Annotated in this window: 22 protein-coding genes; 1 reads left to right on the top strand and 21 read right to left on the bottom strand. The window is 39.4% G+C overall.

Annotation, left to right across the window (positions count from 1 at the left end; translation table 11 throughout):
• Positions 1-84 precede the first annotated feature (84 nt).
• From DWW85_RS03045 to DWW85_RS03005, 9 genes are all read right to left on the bottom strand, one after another.
• A complete protein-coding gene (locus tag DWW85_RS03045) occupies positions 85-807 on the bottom strand; it encodes a hypothetical protein (protein WP_117807476.1) in 723 nt (240 codons plus the stop codon).
• Positions 808-810: 3 nt separating this feature from the next.
• Positions 811-2187 (bottom strand): Mur ligase family protein, encoded by a 1377-nt coding sequence (locus tag DWW85_RS03040; RefSeq protein ID WP_021944162.1) that lies wholly within the window; start codon positions 2185-2187, stop codon positions 811-813.
• A 202-nt stretch (positions 2188-2389) separates the two neighbouring features.
• The gene (prfA, locus tag DWW85_RS03035; protein ID WP_008400612.1) at positions 2390-3466 is read right to left on the bottom strand and encodes a peptide chain release factor 1; all 1077 of its coding nucleotides are present in this window, start codon (positions 3464-3466) and stop codon (positions 2390-2392) included.
• Positions 3467-3531: 65 nt separating this feature from the next.
• The gene (gene prmC, locus DWW85_RS03030; protein ID WP_117807475.1) at positions 3532-4410 is read right to left on the bottom strand and encodes a peptide chain release factor N(5)-glutamine methyltransferase; all 879 of its coding nucleotides are present in this window, start codon (positions 4408-4410) and stop codon (positions 3532-3534) included.
• A gap of 9 nt (positions 4411-4419) precedes the next feature.
• The gene (locus DWW85_RS03025) at positions 4420-5424 is read right to left on the bottom strand and encodes a DUF1385 domain-containing protein (protein WP_021944160.1); all 1005 of its coding nucleotides are present in this window, start codon (positions 5422-5424) and stop codon (positions 4420-4422) included.
• A gap of 82 nt (positions 5425-5506) precedes the next feature.
• Positions 5507-5716, bottom strand: coding sequence for a 50S ribosomal protein L31 (rpmE, locus tag DWW85_RS03020; protein ID WP_008400609.1), 210 nt, complete (start codon positions 5714-5716; stop codon positions 5507-5509).
• A 118-nt stretch (positions 5717-5834) separates the two neighbouring features.
• Positions 5835-7739: a transcription termination factor Rho gene (rho, locus tag DWW85_RS03015; RefSeq protein WP_117807474.1), complete on the bottom strand. Its 1905-nt coding sequence runs from the start codon at positions 7737-7739 to the stop codon at positions 5835-5837.
• A gap of 474 nt (positions 7740-8213) precedes the next feature.
• Positions 8214-8912 carry a hypothetical protein gene (locus tag DWW85_RS03010; RefSeq protein WP_117807473.1) on the bottom strand — a complete coding sequence of 233 codons (699 nt, stop codon included), beginning with the start codon at positions 8910-8912 and terminating at the stop codon, positions 8214-8216.
• A gap of 16 nt (positions 8913-8928) precedes the next feature.
• Positions 8929-9234: a hypothetical protein gene (locus tag DWW85_RS03005; RefSeq protein WP_117807472.1), complete on the bottom strand. Its 306-nt coding sequence runs from the start codon at positions 9232-9234 to the stop codon at positions 8929-8931.
• A gap of 508 nt (positions 9235-9742) precedes the next feature.
• Between DWW85_RS03005 and DWW85_RS03000 the strand changes: the two genes are divergently transcribed.
• Positions 9743-10291, top strand: coding sequence for a DUF4364 family protein (locus tag DWW85_RS03000; RefSeq protein WP_021944158.1), 549 nt, complete (start codon positions 9743-9745; stop codon positions 10289-10291).
• A gap of 4 nt (positions 10292-10295) precedes the next feature.
• Here the strand turns inward: DWW85_RS03000 and yihA are convergent, their stop codons facing one another.
• The 12 genes from yihA to DWW85_RS02940 form a co-directional block, all read right to left on the bottom strand.
• A complete protein-coding gene (yihA, locus tag DWW85_RS02995) occupies positions 10296-10889 on the bottom strand; it encodes a ribosome biogenesis GTP-binding protein YihA/YsxC (protein WP_021944157.1) in 594 nt (197 codons plus the stop codon).
• A complete protein-coding gene (lon, locus tag DWW85_RS02990; RefSeq protein ID WP_117807471.1) occupies positions 10886-13216 on the bottom strand; it encodes an endopeptidase La in 2331 nt (776 codons plus the stop codon). The genes yihA and lon overlap by 4 nt, the downstream gene beginning before the upstream one ends.
• A gap of 55 nt (positions 13217-13271) precedes the next feature.
• Positions 13272-14564 (bottom strand): ATP-dependent Clp protease ATP-binding subunit ClpX, encoded by a 1293-nt coding sequence (gene clpX / locus DWW85_RS02985; protein ID WP_117807470.1) that lies wholly within the window; start codon positions 14562-14564, stop codon positions 13272-13274.
• 17 nt (positions 14565-14581) lie between these two features.
• Complete coding sequence (clpP, locus tag DWW85_RS02980; RefSeq protein ID WP_008400599.1) at positions 14582-15163, bottom strand: ATP-dependent Clp endopeptidase proteolytic subunit ClpP; 582 nt, start codon at positions 15161-15163, stop codon at positions 14582-14584.
• A gap of 38 nt (positions 15164-15201) precedes the next feature.
• Complete coding sequence (tig, locus tag DWW85_RS02975) at positions 15202-16488, bottom strand: trigger factor (protein ID WP_117807469.1); 1287 nt, start codon at positions 16486-16488, stop codon at positions 15202-15204.
• Positions 16489-16751: 263 nt separating this feature from the next.
• The gene (locus tag DWW85_RS02970; protein WP_021944153.1) at positions 16752-16967 is read right to left on the bottom strand and encodes an alpha/beta-type small acid-soluble spore protein; all 216 of its coding nucleotides are present in this window, start codon (positions 16965-16967) and stop codon (positions 16752-16754) included.
• Positions 16968-17094: 127 nt separating this feature from the next.
• The gene (gene buk / locus DWW85_RS02965) at positions 17095-18162 is read right to left on the bottom strand and encodes a butyrate kinase (RefSeq protein ID WP_008400594.1); all 1068 of its coding nucleotides are present in this window, start codon (positions 18160-18162) and stop codon (positions 17095-17097) included.
• Between the two features lie 51 nt (positions 18163-18213).
• On the bottom strand, positions 18214-19134 hold the full coding sequence (ptb, locus tag DWW85_RS02960; RefSeq protein ID WP_117807468.1) for a phosphate butyryltransferase: 921 nt from the start codon (positions 19132-19134) through the stop codon (positions 18214-18216).
• Between the two features lie 116 nt (positions 19135-19250).
• Positions 19251-19733 carry an S-ribosylhomocysteine lyase gene (locus DWW85_RS02955; protein ID WP_021944150.1) on the bottom strand — a complete coding sequence of 161 codons (483 nt, stop codon included), beginning with the start codon at positions 19731-19733 and terminating at the stop codon, positions 19251-19253.
• An 87-nt stretch (positions 19734-19820) separates the two neighbouring features.
• A complete protein-coding gene (locus tag DWW85_RS02950) occupies positions 19821-20519 on the bottom strand; it encodes a 5'-methylthioadenosine/adenosylhomocysteine nucleosidase (protein WP_117807467.1) in 699 nt (232 codons plus the stop codon).
• Between the two features lie 42 nt (positions 20520-20561).
• Positions 20562-21083: an isochorismatase family cysteine hydrolase gene (locus DWW85_RS02945; protein WP_242996007.1), complete on the bottom strand. Its 522-nt coding sequence runs from the start codon at positions 21081-21083 to the stop codon at positions 20562-20564.
• Entirely contained in the window at positions 21046-22182 is a 1137-nt protein-coding gene (locus tag DWW85_RS02940) for a hypothetical protein (RefSeq protein WP_117807465.1), read from the bottom strand. Before DWW85_RS02940 ends, DWW85_RS02945 begins: the two co-directional genes overlap by 38 nt.
• Positions 22183-22188: the final 6 nt, after the last annotated feature.

The following is a 22188-nucleotide window of genomic DNA, read 5'->3' as shown; positions in this document are numbered from 1 at the left end:
AACTTTGTAAAATAAAAACTTCCGGATAGGAACCTCTGTTTTACAATACAAGGTCATATCCGGAAGTTTTTCCTTTATATTCTCTTACTGATATTTTAATTTTTCATCTTCAAACTCTTCCAAACGCTGTCTGTATGCTTCCATAATAACGGATTCATACGCAAGAACCGGTTCTTTTATACCAAGTAATTGCATCAGATATTTCACAAACAACGGATTCATAATAAGAAATGGTCCAACTGTATATGTTGCAAAGAAATTCTTTCTCTTCAAACCTTCTTGTTTTATTCCCGGATGAAAACCATCCCCGCGAATCACATCATAGAAATAATCCTTTGAATTATCTCCATAAGAATGACTGAACTGCGCTTTAAAACCAACCAGCTTTATATCTTCATACTGTCCAAATACAAGAGAATGATATCTATGCATCATATCTCTCTTTGCATAGGTATTAAAAATACCAAGTCCTTCTATTCGACTTCCATCTTCATTCTCAATGTACTGTTCAACGATCTCGACTGCATTCCCGGTAAAGAGAAATACTGTTCCAGCCTCGATTTGCTCTTCCAGTTCTTTCTTATATGGTTTCAATGCCTGAATCGCCAATTCCTGCTGATTCTCTGTCATTGCTCCCATATATACAAGGTTTGCCCTGCCCTCTGTAAATGCCGGTTTATCATATAAGCCGGTATAAATAACTGTTGCCTCCGGCATACAGTCTTTTAAATAATTTACGTTCTGTAATTCACCGAAAAGATTGGCAAATTCTCCATATAGAACTTCTATTATAATATCTGTTCCCATTTGTTATGCCTCTCTTTCCTTCAAATATTGTTTCAGATTATCCCGAAGTACAAGCGCTGTATCATTTTCATGAATATCATGAAGAATGTATACACTGTCTGTTCCATCCAGATTCAGGGATTTATATGCACCTGCTTCATCCGTTGTCTCTTTGATCTTTTCTTCCGGAACCCCGGCCATCATTAAACGGAGCTTATAATCTTTCGTCCGCAGACCACCTATTACGATGTTCGTAATATTCGGCTGATTTAAGAACTCAAAATCCGTATCAAAGATCCATGTCATATTTTCAGATGAATTTTTCCGGTCAAATATATCTTCCAGCAAAAGAATGACCTCTTTATTTCCCGGTTCCTTAGACACATAATCAAATACACAGGAACATGCAATTGGATTCTGTCCTTTTGCCATATTGGTCACTATCGTGATCCCATCCACTGTACTTCTGGAATATCTCGATTCCACAATATTAAGATTCTGGATCGCGTTCCGGATCTGCTCACCTGTCAAACCAAATTCACGAAGAGCGGTAACTGCAGTCAACTCATTGTACAGATTAAATGTACTGTTACTGATCATCGGATACTGTTCCCTGCTCTCATTATGTGTAACTGTTATTACTTTGTTCTCATAATCAACATCTGCCTTATAATCGCCTTCCGGTGACGTATATCCACAGAACTCACAGACAGCTTTTCCAATATGATGATACCGGACATAGTTATATTTTAATTTATGATGACACTTTGGACAGATCCGCATATCATTGATCAGATTAATACATTCCTCCCGGTCAGATGGAAGTCTGTTGATTGAAAAGTATGTTTTTTCATTTTCCGATCCAAGATTTGAACTAATCAGATCATCCGCATTTAAGATCAGATGTGATTCTTTTGGCATATTATTATTGATAAAGTTAAAAATAAACTCCGGGTTTGCATTTCTCTGAATGGAATCACGGAACAGGTTCGTACATACCGCATATGTTGGCTTTACATATGGATAGATCAGCTTTGAACTTCTTTCATCGACTTCAAATACTGCATATTCTTTCTTTGCCTTTCCTGTCAGAGTACTTCCTGCGATCAATGAACTCGCTACTCCAGCATTCACATTAGAACCAGCACGGTTGTTCAAAACGTCATAGCCATTTGCCTCCAAAATATCTATGATCATATTACATACTGTTGTCTTGCCGTTGGTTCCTGTTACTGTTATGATCGTTTTCGGTTTATCTATACATCCCATGAAATCCGGACAAAGCTTGACTGCCAGCTTTCCCGGAAAATAACTTGCGTTCATCTTCAACATTCTCTGCATGGTTCTTGCCAGTTTGCCCATGAACAAAGCAAAAAAGAACCTTACATTCTTTTTATACATCTAGCTACCTCATTTCATATCTGTAAATTATCATTAGTATGTCCATTTAAGCCACATATAATATAACCACTTATTCAAAAATATGTCAATCAATTTGAACTATTTATTCGGTTTATTTCGCCAACACCCTCTTTTACTTAAAAATGGCATCTGCCGGATCAGGCAGATGCCAACTTGTTTTTTTCAATATCGAGGGTTTCTTTTATTCTTCCTCATTCACCTGAGAAAGCTTGGCTGCCTGATCTGCTGCGATCAGACTGTCGATAATCTCATTCAGATCACCGTTTAAGATCTGTTCCAGCTTATACAAGGTGAGTTTGATTCTGTGATCGGTTACACGGCCTTCCGGAAAGTTATAAGTACGAATCTTCTCTGAACGATCTCCGGTTCCGATCTGGCTCTTACGGTCTGCAGCTTCTGCATCATGCTGCTTCTGAAGCTCCATATCATACAGCTTGGAACGGAGCAGCGCAAATGCCTTCGCCTTATTCTGAAGCTGGGACTTCTCGGTCTGGCTGTAAATTACGATACCGGTTGGTATATGTGTCAGACGAACGGCTGAATCTGTTGTATTGACACACTGACCACCATTACCAGATGCTCGCATGACATCGATACGGATATCATTTTCATTGATCTCTACATCAACTTCCTCTGCTTCTGGCATAACTGCAACTGTTACAGTTGAGGTATGGATTCTTCCGCCAGACTCTGTCTTCGGGATTCTCTGTACACGGTGAACTCCACTCTCATATTTCATCTTGGAATATGCACCATCACCTGTGATCATGAATACCGCTTCCTTGAAACCACCGATTCCATTCTCATTCACGCTCATCAGTTCTACTTTCCATTTGAACTGATCAACGTATTTCTGATACATTCTGTAGATCTCATATGCAAATAATGCGGCTTCATCTCCGCCTGCACCTGCACGGATCTCGACGATAACATTCTTGGAATCGTTCGGATCTTTTGGAAGAAGCAGAATCTTTAATTCATTTTCCGTCTTTTCTACAGTTGCCTTTGCTTCATTCAGTTCTTCCTTTGCCATCTCCCGAAGTTCTTCATCATTTTCTTCTTCTAACATAAGCAGACTGTCTTCGATCGTCTGTTTTGCATCTTTATATTCTTTGTACTTTTCTACGATAGGAGTCAGTTCACTCTGCTCCTTCATTAATTTGCGGAATTTGTTCTGATCAGATACGATATCCGGATCTGTCAACTGGTTATTTAATGTATCAAGTCTGTCTACTAAATCTTCTAATTTATCAAACATAATAATCCTCCTGCAGCACATGCTCATTTCCTGTTCATGTGTCTGTTAATATATCCAGCCTTTTTTCAGGCTTTTCTTCCAATTACAACCCTGTCATTTTCTGCGAGGTCTTTCACTACGCGTACATCTTCAAAATGCTTATCTACAAGGAGCTGCTGCACATCATGTGCCTGATGATTACCAATTTCAAATAAAATATATCCTTTTTCATTTAAATAACTCTCCGCATTTTCTATAATTGCTCTGTAAAACTTCAATCCGTCCGCATCGCCGTCCAATGCCAGCCTCGGCTCATAATCCCGAACCTCCGGCATCAATCCGTCAATCACTTTGCTCTCTATATATGGTGGGTTGGACAGGATCATATCATATCTTTTATCTATCTTATCAAATAAATCTGATTTTATAACAGTATAATCAGATACTTCTAATCGTTTCGCATTTTTTGTCGTAAGTGCGATCGCGGAATCTGAGATATCACACAGATCTATATGAATATTCTGATTCATAAGTGCTACCGACAATCCAATGCACCCGGAACCACAGCACATATCCAGCACAGACATCTTATCAGAATGTATGTCCTGAATCAAGCGGTTTGCCTGTTCCACCAGAACTTCTGTGTCAAATCTTGGAATCAGTACATCCGGTGCAGTCTCAAAATCATACCCCATAAAGCACTGTATGCCTGTTATATATTGTAACGGAATACGTTTTGACCTTTTATCGATCAACGCTTCATAGGAAGAACGAATCGTTTCGGTAACATCTTCCTGCCGGTTCATAATATATGCCATCTTATCCTGCTTTGATACATAGAGCCATAATAACTCTGCATCGATATCTGCATCCGGCACATTATGTTCGTTCAGTTTTTCTTTTCCTGCTGTTACAAGCTGATACTGAGTCATACGTCTATTTCCTTTTACATTCACTGGCATCATTTCAACTTCTTAATCTTCGATCTCTCCACGCTTCATAGCGTCCTGATAAGCACGCCAGTCGATCACCGCTTCTACCGAACGAATTGCCACCTCACACATCTCAAGATCCGGTTCCTTCGTCGTAAGACGCTGTACCCACATACCGGGTACACTTAATATATTCGCAAGCTTTGAGTCACTTCTGCCTGCAAACATGATAAATTCATACGAGATTCCCGCAATAATCGGAACCAGAAGTACACGCGACAGCAATCGCAGCCACATAGACTTCACATTTATAAACATAAATACAATAATGCTTATGATCATAACGACTACCAAAAAACTGGTTCCACAGCGTTTATGGTATCTGGAATGTTTCTTTACATTTTCCGGAGTCAGCGGATCGCCTGCTTCAAAACAGTTGATCGTCTTATGCTCTGCACCATGATACATAAATACACGTTTGATATCCTTCATCAATGATATTAATACTACATATGCAAGAAAGATCACCAACCGAAGCACACCTTCCGCTACCGCTATCAATACATTGCTTTTTGTCACATGCTCAAGCAGTCCTGCAATAAATGCCGGAAGCAGCATGAATAATGCGATCGCAATGGCAAGTGATACAATAACGGTTCCGATCATCATCAGATCATCTCCTGTACTGCTTTCTTTTTTATTGTTTTTACTGCCGTTCTCACCTGAACCGCTTCCATTATTACTTTCTGTATCTGACAACCTGGAATCATCTTTATTTTCACTCTTTCCAGTCGGTTCTTCCTCTTCATAAAAATCGGCTGAATATGTCAGCGTTTTAACTCCAATTACCAGCGACTCAAAGAAATTAACCACTCCACGAAGAATCGGCAATTTCAGGATTTTATATTTTTCACCTATCGGTGTATAGCTTTCTACTTTAACTTCAATTTCCTGATCCGGCTTTCTGACTGCTACTGCGTACTGATCCTCGTATTTCATCATTACGCCTTCGATCACCGCCTGACCACCTATTCTGGCTCTTTTCAAATTCTATACCTCGTTAAATTGTTTCCTAAAACAAAAATAGGCTGAGATTAAAAGCTTTAACCTCAACCTATCATCCTTTTTATTAGTTTGACTGTGAAACACCGTACTTACGGTTGAACATATCAATTCTACCACGAGCCTTAGCTGCCTTCTGCTGGCCTGTATAGAATGAATGACACTTTGAGCAAATTTCTACATGAATTTCTTCTTTTGTAGAACCTGTAACAAATTCGTTTCCGCAGTTACATACAACCTTTGCCTGATAATAATTTGGATGTATTCCTTCTCTCATTTAATCTCACCTCTTTATTATATTATTGATATATGAGAATAGGCCATCAGCCTCACTTCTTCATAAAACACAGCTTTTGTATTCTAACACAAACCGGCATAGAAATGCAAGTGTTTTTTTATTTTCTTAATAATGATTTTTTAACATAATAGATAAACTCTTTATTATTCTTGGTTCGGACGAATAATTTCAGTACATCCTCCAGCATATCCTCTGCCTTATTACCGGATAATATCTTGTGAAGTGCGTATACAACTTCCTGTTCTTCCGGTGATAATAACAGATCATCCCGTCTGGTACTGGATTTTGCAATGTCGATTGCAGGGAAGATTCTCTTTTCTGCGAGCTTCCGGTCAAGCACCAGTTCCATATTACCGGTTCCTTTGAATTCCTCGAATACGACATCATCCATCTTGCTTCCTGTCTCAACCAGCGCTGTCGCAAGGATCGTAAGACTTCCACCCTCACGCATATTACGGGCAGCACCAAAGAATTTCTTCGGCATATGTAACGCCGCAGGATCAAGACCACCGGATAAGGTTCTTCCACTTGGTGGAACTGTAAGGTTGTACGCTCTTGCAAGTCTTGTAATACTGTCAAGTAAGATCACGACATCTTTCTTCTGCTCTACCAATCGTTTTGCACGTTCGATCACCATTTCCGATACACGCTTATGATGCTCCGGCAGCTCATCAAATGTCGAATAAATAACTTCTACATTTGGTCCCTCTATGGATTCCCTGATATCCGTTACTTCCTCCGGTCTTTCATCAATCAGAAGCACCAGCAAATGAATCTCACTGTATCTGGTACTGATACATTTTGCGATCTGTTTCAGCAAGGTTGTCTTACCTGTCTTTGGAGGGGAAACGATCATACCACGCTGTCCTTTACCGATCGGTGACAGCAGATCGATCATACGGATCGGAATCGGGCTGTCCTCCCCATCCATATTGATCCGTTCATTCGGGAAAATCGGCGTCAGATCTTCAAATGCTTTTCTTCCTGCAATGCTTGCAGGACTTTCTCCATTGACAGAAGCTACATATAATAATGCGCCAAACTTTTCTCCCTGCGTCTTTACGCGGATATTTCCCATTATGATATCTCCGGTCTTAAGTCCAAATCTACGGATCTGCGCCGGTGATACATAGATATCCTGATCTCCCGGCAGATAATTGGCACTTCTTATAAATCCATATCCTTCCTGCATTACTTCCAGGATTCCATGTGCCATCTTACCGCTGTCAAGCTCCGGTCCATTTGGTTCCTGCTGAGCAGATGATCCTTCCTGCCTGTTCTCAAGCTTCGTCTCCATTCTTACCTCTGCTTTTATCTCTGTATCTGCAGCCGTATTTTTTTCTTCTATAACTGATTTTTCATATGCTGCTTTCTTTTCTGATACTACAGAACTTTCAACAGCTACTTTTTTCTCTTCCATTGCAGACTTTTCAAGAACTGCTTTTTCCATATTCATTTCCAGCTTTGTCATCTCGGCTGCAAGCGTTTTGTTCTCCTGAACATGGTCTTTTCTTCCGTTATTTACAATTGGTGTATTGTTTCCATGATTGGAATTGTTATTTCTGTTATTATACCCCTGTGACCGATAGTCCTGTCTTTTTCCATTTCGGTTGGTCTGTCTTCCGGCAGTATTCCTATGCTGTCTTCTTCCGGATTCTCCTGATCTCTGACCATTTTCTGTCTGGTTTCTATCCACTTTTTTTACAGCATCTTCTTCGGATTTCTCCGGCTGCTCTGTGTGCTCCGTTTTTTCAGTCTGTTCTGCTTTTTCTGGCGGCTCTGCCTTTTTCGGTTTCCGTGTTCTTCCTGTCTTTTTTATTTTTTCAGCATCTTTTTTCTGTGATTTCACGTTCTGCTTTTCTTCCGCATGTCCTGCTTCATCACTATAATTTTTTTCAAGGAATTCGATCAGAGCCGGTTTACGAAGTGCTGATACACCCTTTATCTTATGCTCCTTTACGAATTGCTTCAATTCCTCTAATGATGCATTTTTGAAATCCATCTTTTACTCCTTCCAATTTTATCCGTTTTATTTAATTCACACACATTCTTATTCTTGGGGATTATCCTAATGAATTCTTTTCGAAACAGGTATATCAACTGTATGACTTACCTGTGCATCCTGCTTATCAGATCTCCGGATGCCATATGAGCGTTGTATTTAATAGCCTTAGTATAGCATAAAAAAAAGTTTTGTAAATCATTTTCTTTCACCGCAGTATTGCTTCATTGATTTTATGCTTTTGATATCTGGAAACAAAAAAAGCAGTGGAGACCGTATTGTCCGGTCTTTACCCACTGCGTATAGCAATCTTATATATACTGGAGAAACATCCCGTCCAGTCGTCACCACCCTGCTCCAGCACTCCTTATTCTATATACTAATAAGTTGTATTTTGTAGAAACTCAAGATATCAAACTGTACAGATTAGGTTAATATATCTCCTCTGCCAAATAAGCCCAACCTCTGTTTCACTTATTTAATCTTAAACTTGACAAATGAATCCGATTTTCTCTTTGTAGAATAATGTACATACAGCCTGTATGTTCCAGATGTCAGCTTTGATATATCATAATAGTCTGACAATCTATAATATCCCAATCGAGATGTGTGCGCAGGTACATAATTTATAATACCTAAATCAACATAATCCGGCAAATAATCTACATTTTTCCACTTACCATTTACATATTTTTGCAAATACCGACTAGTTGAATATCTTACTTTTTTATTCGAACCATTATACATTCTATATGTCAATATCCATGTTCTATTAGAGAAATTTATTTCAGATGCATTTACCTTTTTTCCATTATATTTCTTTTCCCTAATTCTCTTCTTAATAGTAAGATTTATTTTATATTTAACCTTTCCATTAATCTTTGCTTTAATCGTACATGTTCCTGTTATGCCATTTGTATCAATTCCAATCCTCGTTCCATCCTTTTCAATTTTGGTAACCATAACCATTTCTTTATTCGAAACAATCCACTTGGCTTTTACCAGATTTTTAGGCACTTTCATTTCGTATCCGCTATATGTATACACTATAAGTTTTTTTGTCTTAACCGTATTGCAAACAGCATCCTTCTCTTTTGCCTGGTTTATACTTGATGGTATTACTATGGACATAACAAGCACTACGCTTAAAATATAACTTATTATTTTTTTCATATATAATCCTCCCGAATTAATTGACTGCTTTTGCAGACAACACCTTTGAAAAAGGGGTATATTTATAACCACTTCCATATTTCATAGCACCCCTCACCTTATAATAATAAGTTGTTCCCGCAGTTACATTTTTGTCAGTAAATTCATTCGATTCATAATTATAAGAATCATCACTTACCTTTAAGTCTCTTGCTTCATTTCCAGATCTTTTTTCCTGCCCTGTCACATTTTCGTCCGCTTTTGAAATATTATAAAAGTTCCCTATACTAGCAAATGCCATTACCACAGCAAGAATTGTTCCCATAAATCTTCTTTTAACCATTATCGTTTTTCTCTCTCCTTTGAATATAATAAAAAATAATTACATTATTAACCTATAGAATCGATACATTTTATATTGTATAATTACTAGCTCAATATCAATCTATCTAATGGTATCACTCCTTTCATATTTATATCATCTACTTCTTCAGTTGCATTTACCTATACTTTAAACTCAAAATAGATTGTCTATAAAATTATTCAATGAAGCAACATATCAAATTAAAATATTCTGTGGATTTCTGTACGAATATCACATTCATGTTTATGAATGTCCTGTTGTACCATATGAATGATATATTCCCCGCCCCATTTAGATAAATTATATAGAATTAATATTATATATTAAATTAACATATCATTATATATTTGTCAATTCAGAGGTTTAAAGTATATCCTTTGTCAGTGTAGAATTACAATACATTTTCTTTCACCGCAGCATTGCTTCATTGATTTTATGCTTTTCTTGTGATACATTTATTCTTACAAAACATACAAAGGATATTATTATGAATACTGAATCGATCGTCTTATACAAATTAATTATATTATACATGCTGGATCGTGTGGATTTCACACTGACCAATTCCCAGATTTCCGATTTTGTTCTGACAAAGGGATATACGAACTACTTCACGCTTCAGGAAGCCATTAATGGACTGATCGAGTGTGATTTTGTCTATGTCTCCATGATACGGTCTTCTTCCCATTATAAGATCACTGACAAGGGTGAAGAAGCCTTAAGCATGTTTGAAAACCGTATTCCATATGCTATTAAACAGGATATCCTGGACTATTTCGATAATCAGAAAATTAATCTGAAAAACGAATCTGAGATCTATGCCGATTATGCCTTAAATGATTATGGCGAATATGTCGTTACCTGTGTGATCAAGGATCGGAAAGAAACTCTGGTCGATCTGAAATTTAACGTACCAACAAAAACGCACGCCGTTGCTATCTGTGATAACTGGCGTGCGAAAAGTGCCGAAGTATATGACTATCTCGTCAATACTCTCTGGCTGTATTCTGATGATAAGGGCGAAAAACAGTCCTGATCATTTATTCTGATTCTGCGATCCGGTCTTCGATCAATTGCAGGATCTCTTCTTTTCCCTGCTTGGTCTGTGCCGAGAACGGAATTATGATCGTTCCCTCTACCGGCTGGATCTTCTGTCTGATGATCTTCAGATTCTTCTGAATCTGACTTCTCTTGATCTTATCAAGCTTTGTTGCAATAATTACCGGTTCATATCCGTTTTTTACAATCCAGTCATACATGATGCAATCATTCTCTGATGGCTCATGACGGATATCAATCAACAAAAATACAAGCCGCAACTGTTTTGAGGTATGCAGATACCGTTCTACCATCTTACCCCATTTTGCACGGATCTCTACGGATACCTGTGCATAGCCATATCCCGGAAGATCGACAAAATACAGATCATGATTAATATTATAATAATTGATCGTCTGTGTCTTGCCCGGCTGTGATGATGTTCTGGCAAGTGACTTCCGGTTTAACAATCCATTGATCAAGGAGGATTTTCCTACATTTGACTTACCGGCAAATGCGATCTCTGGCATCTCTGTCTCTGGAAGTGTACTTGTAATTCCACATACTGTTTCAAGTTCAGCACTCTTAATTATCATTTCTTTTCTCCTTTTGCAAGTGCAAGACTAAGCACCTGTTCCATTGTTTTCACACAGGTAATATCCAGTCCGTCTGTAATCTCTGTACTGATATCATTAAGGTCTCTGCGGTTCATCTCAGGGATCAGCACCTTCTTAATACCGATCGTTTTTGCTGCCAGAAGCTTTTCTTTTAAACCACCGATAGGAAGTACGCTACCCCGCAGAGTGATCTCTCCTGTCATCGCAAGATCTCCTCTTACCGGCTTATTAAATATCGCAGAATAAATGGCTGTCGCCATCGTGATTCCCGCAGAAGGTCCATCCTTTGGAACTGCTCCTTCCGGAATATGGATGTGGATATCATGCTTTTCAAAATAATCTTCACCCAGTGTCTCTGATTCCTTCATCGTACGGATATACGATAAACCTGTAACAGCAGACTCCTTCATGACATCTCCTAATTTTCCGGTAAGCTGTATACTGCCATTTCCCGGCATGATATTTACTTCTATATTAAGTGTTACACCACCTACCGCTGTCCATGCAAGGCCTCGTACAGAGCCTACTTTATTGGTCAGATCATAGCTGTCATCCATGTACTTCTCTGTTCCGAGAAGCTGCGGTATCATTTCCTTTGTTACTTTTACAGTCTCTACATGTTCTGTAAGTATCATTCTGCACGCTTTTCTGCATATTTTATCGATATTCCGCTCCAGATCACGCACACCTGCTTCTCTGGTGTAATGACGGATGATATATTTGATCGCTGATCCATTGATCTTGAACTGCTTCTTAGTCAGTCCGTTTCTTTCAATCGCTTTATTGACCAGATACAGCTTCGCAATGTTAAACTTCTCATTTTCCGTGTATCCACTGATCTCGATCATTTCCATACGATCAGCTAACGGTCCCGGAATCAGGGATGCATCATTTGCTGTTGCGATAAATAATACTTTGCTCAGATCGATTGGCACTTCAAAATAATGGTCGTAAAATTTATTATTCTGTTCGCTGTCTAAAACCTCTAACAGAGCAGAGGATACATCTCCCTTGTAGTCGCTGCTTACCTTGTCTATCTCATCAAGCAGTACCAGTGGATTCTCAGTCTTTGTCTTTGCGATCGACTGTGCGATCCTGCCCGGCATAGCACCGATATAAGTTCTTCTGTGTCCACGGATCTCTGCTTCATCCCGAACGCCACCAAGCGACATACGGATATATTCTTTTCCTGTCGCAGTAGCAATTGATCTCGCGATCGAGGTCTTACCGGTTCCCGGAGGTCCAACCAGACAAAGAATCGGCATATTACCTTTTTCGTTTAAAATATGGACAGCCAGATAATCTATGATACGTTCCTTTACTTCTTCTAATCCATAATGATCCCGTTCCAGAATCTTAATGGCCTTTTCGAGATTATCGTTCTCCTTTGAGGATTTACCCCAAGGATAGTCGAGCAACGTCTCAATATAGTTTGTAAGGATGCCGGATTCAGCAGCCATAGGCGGCAAAGCACGAAGTCTGGATATCTCTTTCGTAAGCTTCTCTTTGACTTCTTCCGGAACTGTCAGTTCCTGCAGGTGCTCCATATATTCATCTGCCGCTTTTTCTGTATTATCATCCTCGCCAAGTTCTTTCTTTATGACCTTCATCTGTTCCCGGAGAACATATTCTCTCTGGTGCTTATTTACACAATCCTGTAATTTCTCCTGAATCTCCTGACGGATGGCTAAAATCTCCATCTCTTCATCCATCGTCTGAAGGATCTTCATTACACGTTCTTTCACATCGAGCGTTTCCAGAATCTCCTGCTTCTTCGTATATGGCGCAGGAATGAATTCTGTCACTCCATCGGCAAATTTTGCAAGGTCATCGATCGTAAGCAGTTTTTTATATAACAGCTTATTTGTTCCCATTCCATTTGCAAATGCTTGTCTGAGCTTATCCGTAAGCATACGGATCAATGTTTTTTCCTCTACTTCATCCAGATGGTTTGTTTCTTCTGTATCTATATATTCAAAGTCTGCATTATATGCTCCGTCTTCCTTATAAAATGAAACGATCCTTGCACGTTTTTCTGCTTCAATCAGAATACGGACTGTTTTGTTCGGCATTTTCAGATATTGTTTGATCTTTGCTGTAACACCGATCGGATAAAGATCAGGAATCTTTCCATTCTCCTTTACTTCCTTTGCCGTAACCAGCAGGATGCTGCAATCACCCTTCATCGCATTGGCAACTGCTTCACAGGATTCCTTGCTGATCACATCCAGATGGGAGGAAGTATCCGGCATTATAACAATATTATTCAAAACGATCATCGGCCTGTTCCAGACGATATTATCCATACTTTTATCTCCTTTATATCAAAAAACCGGGATGCATAACATCCCGGCTTTCTGCTTAAGCTATTTCATCACTGTTTTTTACTGAACGCTTCTTCTTTATCTGCTTTTTCTCAGCCGGATTATCAGAACAAGTGATTTCTGGTTGTGCTCCATCCGTTATAACTTCTTTTGTGATCACGCATTTTGCAACTCTGTCATCCGATGGAATCTCATACATAAGATCTAGCGTTGCTTTCTCTATGATAGAACGAAGTCCTCTGGCTCCGGTCTTTCTCTCCATCGCTTCTTCTGCTATAGCGTAAAGCGCATCCTTATCAAATTCCAATTCCACGCCATCTAATTCAAATAATTTCTTATACTGCTTGCAGATTGCACTCTTTGTATCTGTCAGGATTCTTACAAGCGCATCCTTGTTCAACAGATCCAGTGTAACCGTTATCGGCAGACGTCCGACAAATTCAGGAATCAGTCCATATTTTACAAAGTCCTGAGGAGTTACCTGCTTTAACAGCTCTCCGATATCCTGTTCTGTCTTATCAACAACCTCTGCATTGAAGCCGATAGCTTTCTTGCCGATTCTGTTGTCAATGATCTTCTCCAGACCATCAAATGCACCACCGCATATAAATAAAATATTTGATGTATCGATCTGTATAAATTCCTGATGTGGATGCTTTCTGCCACCCTGTGGTGGCACTGATGCAACCGTTCCCTCCACGATCTTTAACAAAGCCTGCTGTACACCTTCACCGGATACATCTCTGGTGATGGATACATTCTCACTCTTCTTCGTGATCTTATCGATCTCATCAATATAGATAATTCCATGCTCTGCACGTTCTACATCATAATCGGCCGCCTGAATCAGCTTCAGCAGAATATTTTCTACATCTTCACCAACATATCCGGCCTCCGTCAATGCAGTTGCATCGGCAATGGCAAACGGAACATTCAAAATCTTTGCAAGTGTCTGTGCCAGATATGTCTTACCGGAACCGGTTGGTCCGACCATGAGAATATTACTCTTTTGAAGCTCTACGTCAAAATCTTTATCTGCCATGATACGCTTATAATGATTGTATACCGCAACAGATAATACCTTTTTTGCTTCTTCCTGACCGATTACATACTGATCCAGGAATTCACGGATCTCCTTGGGTTTCAGTAAATTAATGGAATCTTCAGCACCTGTTTCTTCCAGTTCTTCATCAACGATCTCTGCGCATATCTGTACACATTCATCACAAATATAAGCGTTTGGTCCTGCTATAAGTTTTCTGACCTGATCCTGCGTCTTATTGCAGAAGGAACATCTAAGTAGTTTTCTATCTTCACTACGATTTGCCATTCCAATACCTCTTTATACTATCTTTTTGCGATTACACTATCGATCAGACCATATGCACATGCTTCTTCTGCTGACATCCAGTTATCTCTCTCTGTATCAGCAGCAATCGTTTCATATGGCTTTCCGGTATTCTCGCTTAACATTCTATTTAATTTCTCTTTTGTCTTTAAAATATGCTTTGCAGCAATTTCAATCTCTGTAGCCTGACCCTGCGATCCGCCGGATGGCTGATGGATCATGATCTCGGCATTTGGAAGTGCAAATCTCTTACCTTTCGCACCACCCGCAAGCAGGAATGCACCCATACTTGCTGCCATTCCACAGCAGATTGTAGATACATCACATTTGATGTACTGCATTGTATCATAGATTCCAAGTCCTGCTGTTACAGAACCGCCCGGACTGTTGATATACAATGAGATATCCTTGGATGGATCTTCGGACTCCAGGAACAGGAGCTGTGCGATCACTATACTTGCTGATGTATCATTTACTTCTTCTCCCAGAAAGATAATTCTGTCTTTCAGAAGTCTTGAATAAATATCATATGAACGTTCACCACGGCTGGTCTGTTCAATGACATAAGGTACTAAACTCATATTTACACCTCCAAAATATCGCAATCAGAAATTATGGATTAAACTTCCTTTGCGTTATCTACAACAACCTTAACTGCCTTTTTAACAGCAAGATCCTTTTTAATGCTATCCTTTTCTGCATCACCCATGAAGCCTTCGATATCTTCTACATTCATCTGATACTGTTTTGCCATAGCTTCCAGTTCTTCATGTACTTCATCGTCTGATACCTCAATATTTTCAGCAGCAGCAATTGCTTCCAGAACAAGACGGGATTTGATTCTCTTCTCTGCATCTGGTTTGATTCTCTCCATTAATGCTTCCTCTGTAATATTGCAAATCTGCATATACTGCTCAAGGTTGATTCCCTGATACTGAAGATTCTGAGCGAACTCATCTTTGATTCTTTCCTGTACATCTGCAACCTGTGCATCTGCAACATCCATCTTTGCATTCTCGATTACTTTCTCGATCAGCTTGCTTTCTTTCTCGTTCTCAGCATCCTTCTGCTTCTTCTCAGCAGCCTTGCTCTTGATGTCTTCTTTGTATTCATCTAATGTCTCAAAATCTGAAACTTCACTTGCAAATTCATCATCTAACTCTGGTAATTCTACAGCCTTGATCTCTTTGATCTTGCATTTGAATACTGCCGGCTTACCTGCTAAATCTTCTGCCTGATAATCTTCCGGGAATGTAACATTTACTTCTACATCCTCATCGATGTTCTTGCCAACAAGCTGATCTTCAAATGTATCAATGAATGAATGAGAACCAAGAACGAGCTTGTAGTTCTCAGCCTTACCGCCTTCGAAAGGAACACCGTCAACAGATCCTTCGAAGTCAAGTGTAACTTCATCATCCATCTGTGCAGCTCTGTCTGTTACAGGGTTGTATCTTGAGTTCTCTTTCTGAACCTTTAAAAGCTCTGCCATAACTTCATCATCTGTTACTTCTACGTCAGCCTTTTCTACTTCGAGTCCCTTATAATCACCAAGTTCAACTTCAGGCTTAACAGCTACTTCTGCTGTAAAGATAAAATCCTTGCCCTTTTCGATCTGAGTTACATCGATAACCGGTCTTGATACAACATCAACATCTGATGCGCTTACTTCCTTTGGATAATACTCATTAATTAATGAATTAGCTGCCTCTTCATAAAATACTGCAGGTCCATACATTTTCTCAATAAATGCCTGTGGTACATGACCCTTTCTGAAACCAGGTACATTGAATTTACCTTTCTGCTTATTGTAGGCAGTTGTCATTGCCTTACCAAACTCCTCTGCCGGTACTGTGATTGTAAGTTTTGCCATACTGTGTTCCAGATTTTCTACTGCTAAACTCATTTTTTATTTCCTCCTTAAAATTATGCAAATGATGCCTTATGCCATCATCTTTTAATAATATATAAGGCATTATTTAGCATCCATTTATCATTTCGTTTTTATTGTGGGCATAAAAATACCCGCATCAATCATCCGATTATACCATATATACCGGATATATGTCCAGTCCATTTTCCATAATAACGCAGAAAAAGGTTATTGTCTTTTCGACAATAACCCCTTCCTGCTAAGCAAAAGCTATAAGATATCTCTTATTTTACCGCTTATCTGCCTGACATCTGTTCTTCCTGTCTCTTGATCATCTGACGAACCATCTCGCCACCGATTGATCCGCTCTGAGCAGATGTTAAGTCACCATTGTAACCATCCTTGAGGTTTACACCAATTTCCTTAGCAACCTCCATTTTGAACTTGTTCATAGCGTCCTTAGCTTCCGGAACACTCATCTTGCTTGTTCCTGTTGAATTTGAACTTGCCATAATACATTTCCTCCAATACATTTATTTAAGACTTTGTTGTCTTGATTCTATTATGTGTATTATAAGAAAAACTATTATGCCAATTTTTGTATTTTTATAATTCACAGGCAAAATATCAATCATCAAATTAATATGTCATCGGCTCTTCTTCGCCATTCATAACTCTTAATGCTCCCTGTGCAAGTGCAAGAAGTTCATCCTCACCAGGATATACTGTAAACGGAGCGATAAATCCGGCTCTCTTTTCCAGTTCTGCACATGTATGCTTGGAATATGCGATACCACCTGTTAAGATAATCTGATCTACTTTTCCGCAAAGTACGGTTGACATAGCACCGATATCCTTTGCTACCTGCTGATGGAATGCGTCCTGAACAAGCTTTGCATGCTCATCACCTTCCTGAACGAGTTTCTCGAGATCTCTTGCATCATTGCTGCCGATATATGCATTGAATCCACCGTTACCGACAAGTTTCTTTGTAACTTCCTGCTGTGTATATTTCCCTGAAAAGCACATCTTAACAAGATCACCTGATGGAACTCCACCTGCTCTCTCCGGTGAGAATGCGCCTTCACCATCTAATGCATTGTTAACATCAACGATACGTCCGTTTAAGTGAGCACCAACAGATACACCGCCGCCCATGTGTACAACGATCAGGTTCAGATCTTCATATTTCTTACCATGCTCTTTTGCATATCTCTTTGCAACTGCCTTCTGGTTTAATGCATGGAATACACTTCTTCTTGGAAGCTCAGGCACACCGGATAAACGGGAGGATGGCATCAGCTCATCTACAACAACCGGATCTACAATGTAAGATGGAATTCCCAACTCATCGCCAATCTCTCTTGCAAGGATACCACCAAGGTTGGATGCATGCTGACCCTGTTTACCGATCTTTAAATCCTCTAATAATTCATCACTAACAGGATATGTACCGCCCGGAATCGGCTTTAACATACCACCACGACCTACACATACATCTAATGTCTTGATGTCAAAATTTTTCTCTGCAAGAATATCAAGGATAACTTTCTTTCTGAAGTCCTTCTGCTCAACGATAAGGTTGAAGCCCGCAAGTTCCTCTGTTGTGTGTCTTAATGTTTCTTCAAATAATAAATTCTCGTCTTCAAATACACCTATCTTTGTAGATGTTGAACCCGGATTGATAATCAAAATTTTGTATGACATGTTCTTCCTCCAAAATTCTTATATATTTATTCCGTAACCATAACGGTCTGATTACTGCTCATTCTTGATTGCTTCTGCAACAACTGCTGCAAGAGCGATAGAGTTCATCTTTACTTCAAAGCTGTCTGATCTGGATGTCAGGATAACCGGTGCCTTTGTTCCTGTCAGGATACAACCGTTCTTGCTTGCTGTTGTATGTGTCAGGCACTTGTATACAAGGTTTCCGGCGTGGATATCCGGGAATAAGAGGATATCTGCATCACCAACGATCTTACGGTCTTCTGCTCCCTTATGTTTAGCTGCTTCCGGATCGATCGCAAGGTCAAGTGATAATGGTCCGTCAACGATACATCCTGTGATCTCGCCATTCTCGTTCATCTTTGTAAGCTCTGCTGCATCTACAGTTACAGGCATCTTAGGATTTACAACTTCAACTGCCGCAAGCGGAGCAACCTTTGGACATGGAATACCACAAGCATGAACAACTTTTACTGTATTTTCAATAATCGCTTTTTTATCCTCAAGAGATGGATATGTCATGAATGCTACGTCTGAAAGATATAATAATCTGTCAACACCCGGAACCTCAAAAACTGCTACATGTGATAATGGCTTACCGGTTCTTAAACCTACTTTCTTATCCAGAACGCTCTTTAAGAAGTTCTTTGTATCAATGATACCCTTCATATACATATCTGCTTTATTATTATGTACCAGCTCAACAGCCTTATGTGCAGCCTGAATGCTGTCCGGTTCATTTATGATCTCATACTCATCCAGATTCATATCAAGTTCAGCAGCGATCTTTCTGATCTCAGCTTCATCACCGACGAGAATCGCATCTGCAATACCTTTTTCCTTTGCCGCCTTAACGGCTTCCAGAACCGGCTTGTCCTGAGCACATGCTACAGATACTGTCTTCTTGCTGCATTTTGCAACCTTGGCTAATAAATCTTCAAAACTCTTACTCATTCGTTTACACCTCTCGCGATTTTTATTCTTTTTCCCATAACGCATGAACTTATTATGGGTTGCCGCTCTCTTCCGGCAATCTTTATCTGTTATCGTATCACTTTGAAAAAAAAAGGTCAACCCTCTGGATAGTTCAGGCGATCTTCGCCTATATTATAAAGAACCTCTTTTAAGAACTTCTCTGCAAGGTAATTTGCCATGTTCAGATTCATGTCCTGATAATTTCCACATTCTCTCGGATTTGCACCCGGAATCGGATCATGATAATGACGTATAAATTCAAACATTGAAATCATCAAATCTACGATATCCTCTGACTTATAATCACCTGCAAGGATCAGATAAAATCCGGTTCTGCATCCCATCGGTCCAAAATAGATTACTTTGTCCTTATAATCCTCATGATTTCTGAGATAAGTAGCTGCCAGATGCTCAATCGTATGAATCTCCGCCGTATTCATGACCGGTTCAAAATTTGGCTTTGTCATGCGGATATCAAAAGTCGTAAGGACCGCATCTCCAGCCTTATCCTTTCTGGATACATAGATTCCAGGATTTAATAATAAATGATTGATCTGAAAACTTTTAATCTTTTCCATAGTTTTTCAACTACCTCCTGTCTGTATCAATAAATATAATTTCTCAGTTTTTATTTTTAATGCAAGTATTCCTGTCACAATCTATTTTTAACATAACTTTACAAATTCTGTCATAAGTGCAACACTGTTATCGATCGCCATAGCCGCAAAAGACGGATAATCCATTTCTGCACTGTCATCTGCTTTATCTGAAATCGCACGGACAATCAGATATGGAATCTTGTTCAGACTTGCGACATGTCCGATCGATGCTCCCTCCATCTCTGCACAGGTTCCGTCAAATGTCTCAACCAGCCATTTTTTCTTATCTTGCCTTGATATGAACTGATCTCCGCTGACTACACGTCCGGTAAAGATGTTGACGGAAAGCTCTGCCTGCTTTGCTGCGGCAAGAGCAAGCTCCAGCATTTTGACATCTGTCTTGAAAATATTTTCATCATCTTTTAAATCCGGATTGATTCCCGGAGCATATCCAAGAGCAGAGACATCCATGTCATGCTCTAATGCATCCTTTGCCAGCACGATATCTCCGATGTTGATGTCTGCATTTAACGAGCCTGCAATTCCGGTATTTACAATTCCATCTACCGGGAATAGGTCGATCATTGCCTGTGTACACATTGCTGCATGAACCTTACCTACACCACATTTTACCACAACCACTTCATGGTCACACAAAGTACCTCTGTAAAACTGCATACCTGCTTTTTCAATAATATGCACCTGTTCCATTTTTTCTTTTAACTTTGCAACTTCTTCGTCCATTGCTCCTATAATTCCAAGCATGTCTTCTTTCCTTTCTTACTGCATTTGTTCTTTTTATCCTGCTTATTCTTCACCAACCAGCTCAATCTGGCACATCTTCATCGTTTCAAGTGCAGCCACCTTTGATTCCGGTGTCACGCCTGCCGTACATCTGACATCGACTGCCACGCGAATCTCCGGATATAACGCCTTTATGATAAGAGCATTTGAAACTACACAGATATCGGTACAAAGCCCGATCAGACAGACATCTTCAAATTCATACCGATCCCAACCTGTATACCCAAAGGATGGCTTATCTATGATCTTACAGCCATCTGCATATATTCCATCTGCGATCTTCCATCCGTTAGTTCCCTTTATACAGTGTTCCACCGGCAGATGTTTCCCCTCGTTCGTCTGCAGATAATCTGCCCCATGGGTATCTCTGGTATAAAGCACCTCATCTCCCCTGTTTTTATATTCCTGTATCAGATTTCTTACCGGATCCACGATTGCCTCTGCTTCTTTTGTACCAAGTGAACCATCAATAAAATCATTCTGCATATCAATTACGATCAGGGTTCGTCTCATTCTTTTCACCATATGACCAGTTCAGGTCACCTTTCCATACATATTTCCATGCGATTACTTTTCGCCAGTCCGTTATAAAAGTCTGATCTGAAAATTTGATCACAAACTGTCGTTTCTTTGATACATATTCTCCGATCTGCCATTGATATATCCCGTTTTTTGTCTTCCAGACATAGATACATCTGGTACCATTATCCGGATAACCGAACTTATTTACAAAATTAAAATCTGAAAAATCCAGTTGAAAATCAGTCGGATCCTCTTTTCTGACATCATCCGTCTGATTTTTAACTTCATCCTCTTCCTGCTTATGAAATGCAAGATGCAATGTCTGCGCCACCCGTGACCAGAATCCCTTTTTTTCACTTTCATTCTTTTTCTGTTCCAACATCGCTTCCCGTTCATGCACCCGATGCATGCTCCACGAATATGTTTCAATATTTTCGATAGCATATTTAATCTTTGTATTAGAAGTAAATTCGCTCTGGATATGAAAACCTTTTTCAAATTCCCTGTGTTCATCCACTATATGATAATTATTATGCAGAAGTCTGACATTTCCCGGACTGTCTAAATATACGATCTTCCATGTATCTTCTTTATGATGGATTGTAAGCGTATCCCCATTTATCCTTGTCTTCATATCACAATCAATATACATATGCCGGATCATCTCTACAGACATCATCATAAGTCGGAATAACGCATCATATTCTGCCAATTTGTCATAATCCTCTGCCCCATATCTGAGATACGCTTCTATCGCACACTTCGGGCACTGTTTCATCCACTTCGGATAATTTACCAGATACTTCAGATCATAGTCTTTAATATTCCTTGTAAGAATACAGCTTTTATCATGGATCACATCTTCATTTCTGGAACAGATAAACTTCACATTATCATCCGCCATAATCTTACGTCTGAGTTTTGAATCATTCATCTGTCTGCCGGAATTTCCCTGCTGTCTCTTATCATAATACATTTTCTGACTCAGGTTCTGTTGTCTGTTATTTCCATTTCGGTAATTTTTCTTTTTTTCATAAGTATTTCGTTCCCCATATACAGATTTGCTCTCTCTCTGGCGGTAATTATTCCTATACTCTGCCAAATCTCT

The organism is Clostridium sp. AF17-21AC (assembly GCF_003461365.1).
Classification (GTDB): domain Bacteria; phylum Bacillota; class Clostridia; order Lachnospirales; family Lachnospiraceae; genus Coprococcus; species Coprococcus ammoniilyticus.
The sequence above is the reverse complement of the archived record's forward strand: the minus strand, read 5'-3'. Positions and strand labels throughout refer to the sequence as shown.

Coding starts and splice junctions, on each gene's coding strand:
- DWW85_RS03045 (WP_117807476.1), bottom strand. CDS start 807: ATGGGAACAGATATTATAATAGAAGTTCTATATGGAGAATTTGCCAAT.
- DWW85_RS03040 (WP_021944162.1), bottom strand. CDS start 2,187: ATGTATAAAAAGAATGTAAGGTTCTTTTTTGCTTTGTTCATGGGCAAA.
- prfA (WP_008400612.1), bottom strand. CDS start 3,466: ATGTTTGATAAATTAGAAGATTTAGTAGACAGACTTGATACATTAAAT.
- prmC (WP_117807475.1), bottom strand. CDS start 4,410: ATGATGCCAGTGAATGTAAAAGGAAATAGACGTATGACTCAGTATCAG.
- rpmE (WP_008400609.1), bottom strand. CDS start 5,716: ATGAGAGAAGGAATACATCCAAATTATTATCAGGCAAAGGTTGTATGT.
- rho (WP_117807474.1), bottom strand. CDS start 7,739: ATGGATTTCAAAAATGCATCATTAGAGGAATTGAAGCAATTCGTAAAG.
- DWW85_RS03010 (WP_117807473.1), bottom strand. CDS start 8,912: ATGAAAAAAATAATAAGTTATATTTTAAGCGTAGTGCTTGTTATGTCC.
- DWW85_RS03005 (WP_117807472.1), bottom strand. CDS start 9,234: ATGGTTAAAAGAAGATTTATGGGAACAATTCTTGCTGTGGTAATGGCA.
- DWW85_RS03000 (WP_021944158.1), top strand. CDS start 9,743: ATGAATACTGAATCGATCGTCTTATACAAATTAATTATATTATACATG.
- yihA (WP_021944157.1), bottom strand. CDS start 10,889: ATGATAATTAAGAGTGCTGAACTTGAAACAGTATGTGGAATTACAAGT.
- lon (WP_117807471.1), bottom strand. CDS start 13,216: ATGGATAATATCGTCTGGAACAGGCCGATGATCGTTTTGAATAATATT.
- clpX (WP_117807470.1), bottom strand. CDS start 14,564: ATGGCAAATCGTAGTGAAGATAGAAAACTACTTAGATGTTCCTTCTGC.
- clpP (WP_008400599.1), bottom strand. CDS start 15,163: ATGAGTTTAGTACCTTATGTCATTGAACAGACCAGCCGTGGTGAACGT.
- tig (WP_117807469.1), bottom strand. CDS start 16,488: ATGAGTTTAGCAGTAGAAAATCTGGAACACAGTATGGCAAAACTTACA.
- DWW85_RS02970 (WP_021944153.1), bottom strand. CDS start 16,967: ATGGCAAGTTCAAATTCAACAGGAACAAGCAAGATGAGTGTTCCGGAA.
- buk (WP_008400594.1), bottom strand. CDS start 18,162: ATGTCATACAAAATTTTGATTATCAATCCGGGTTCAACATCTACAAAG.
- ptb (WP_117807468.1), bottom strand. CDS start 19,134: ATGAGTAAGAGTTTTGAAGATTTATTAGCCAAGGTTGCAAAATGCAGC.
- DWW85_RS02955 (WP_021944150.1), bottom strand. CDS start 19,733: ATGGAAAAGATTAAAAGTTTTCAGATCAATCATTTATTATTAAATCCT.
- DWW85_RS02950 (WP_117807467.1), bottom strand. CDS start 20,519: ATGCTTGGAATTATAGGAGCAATGGACGAAGAAGTTGCAAAGTTAAAA.
- DWW85_RS02945 (WP_242996007.1), bottom strand. CDS start 21,083: ATGGTGAAAAGAATGAGACGAACCCTGATCGTAATTGATATGCAGAAT.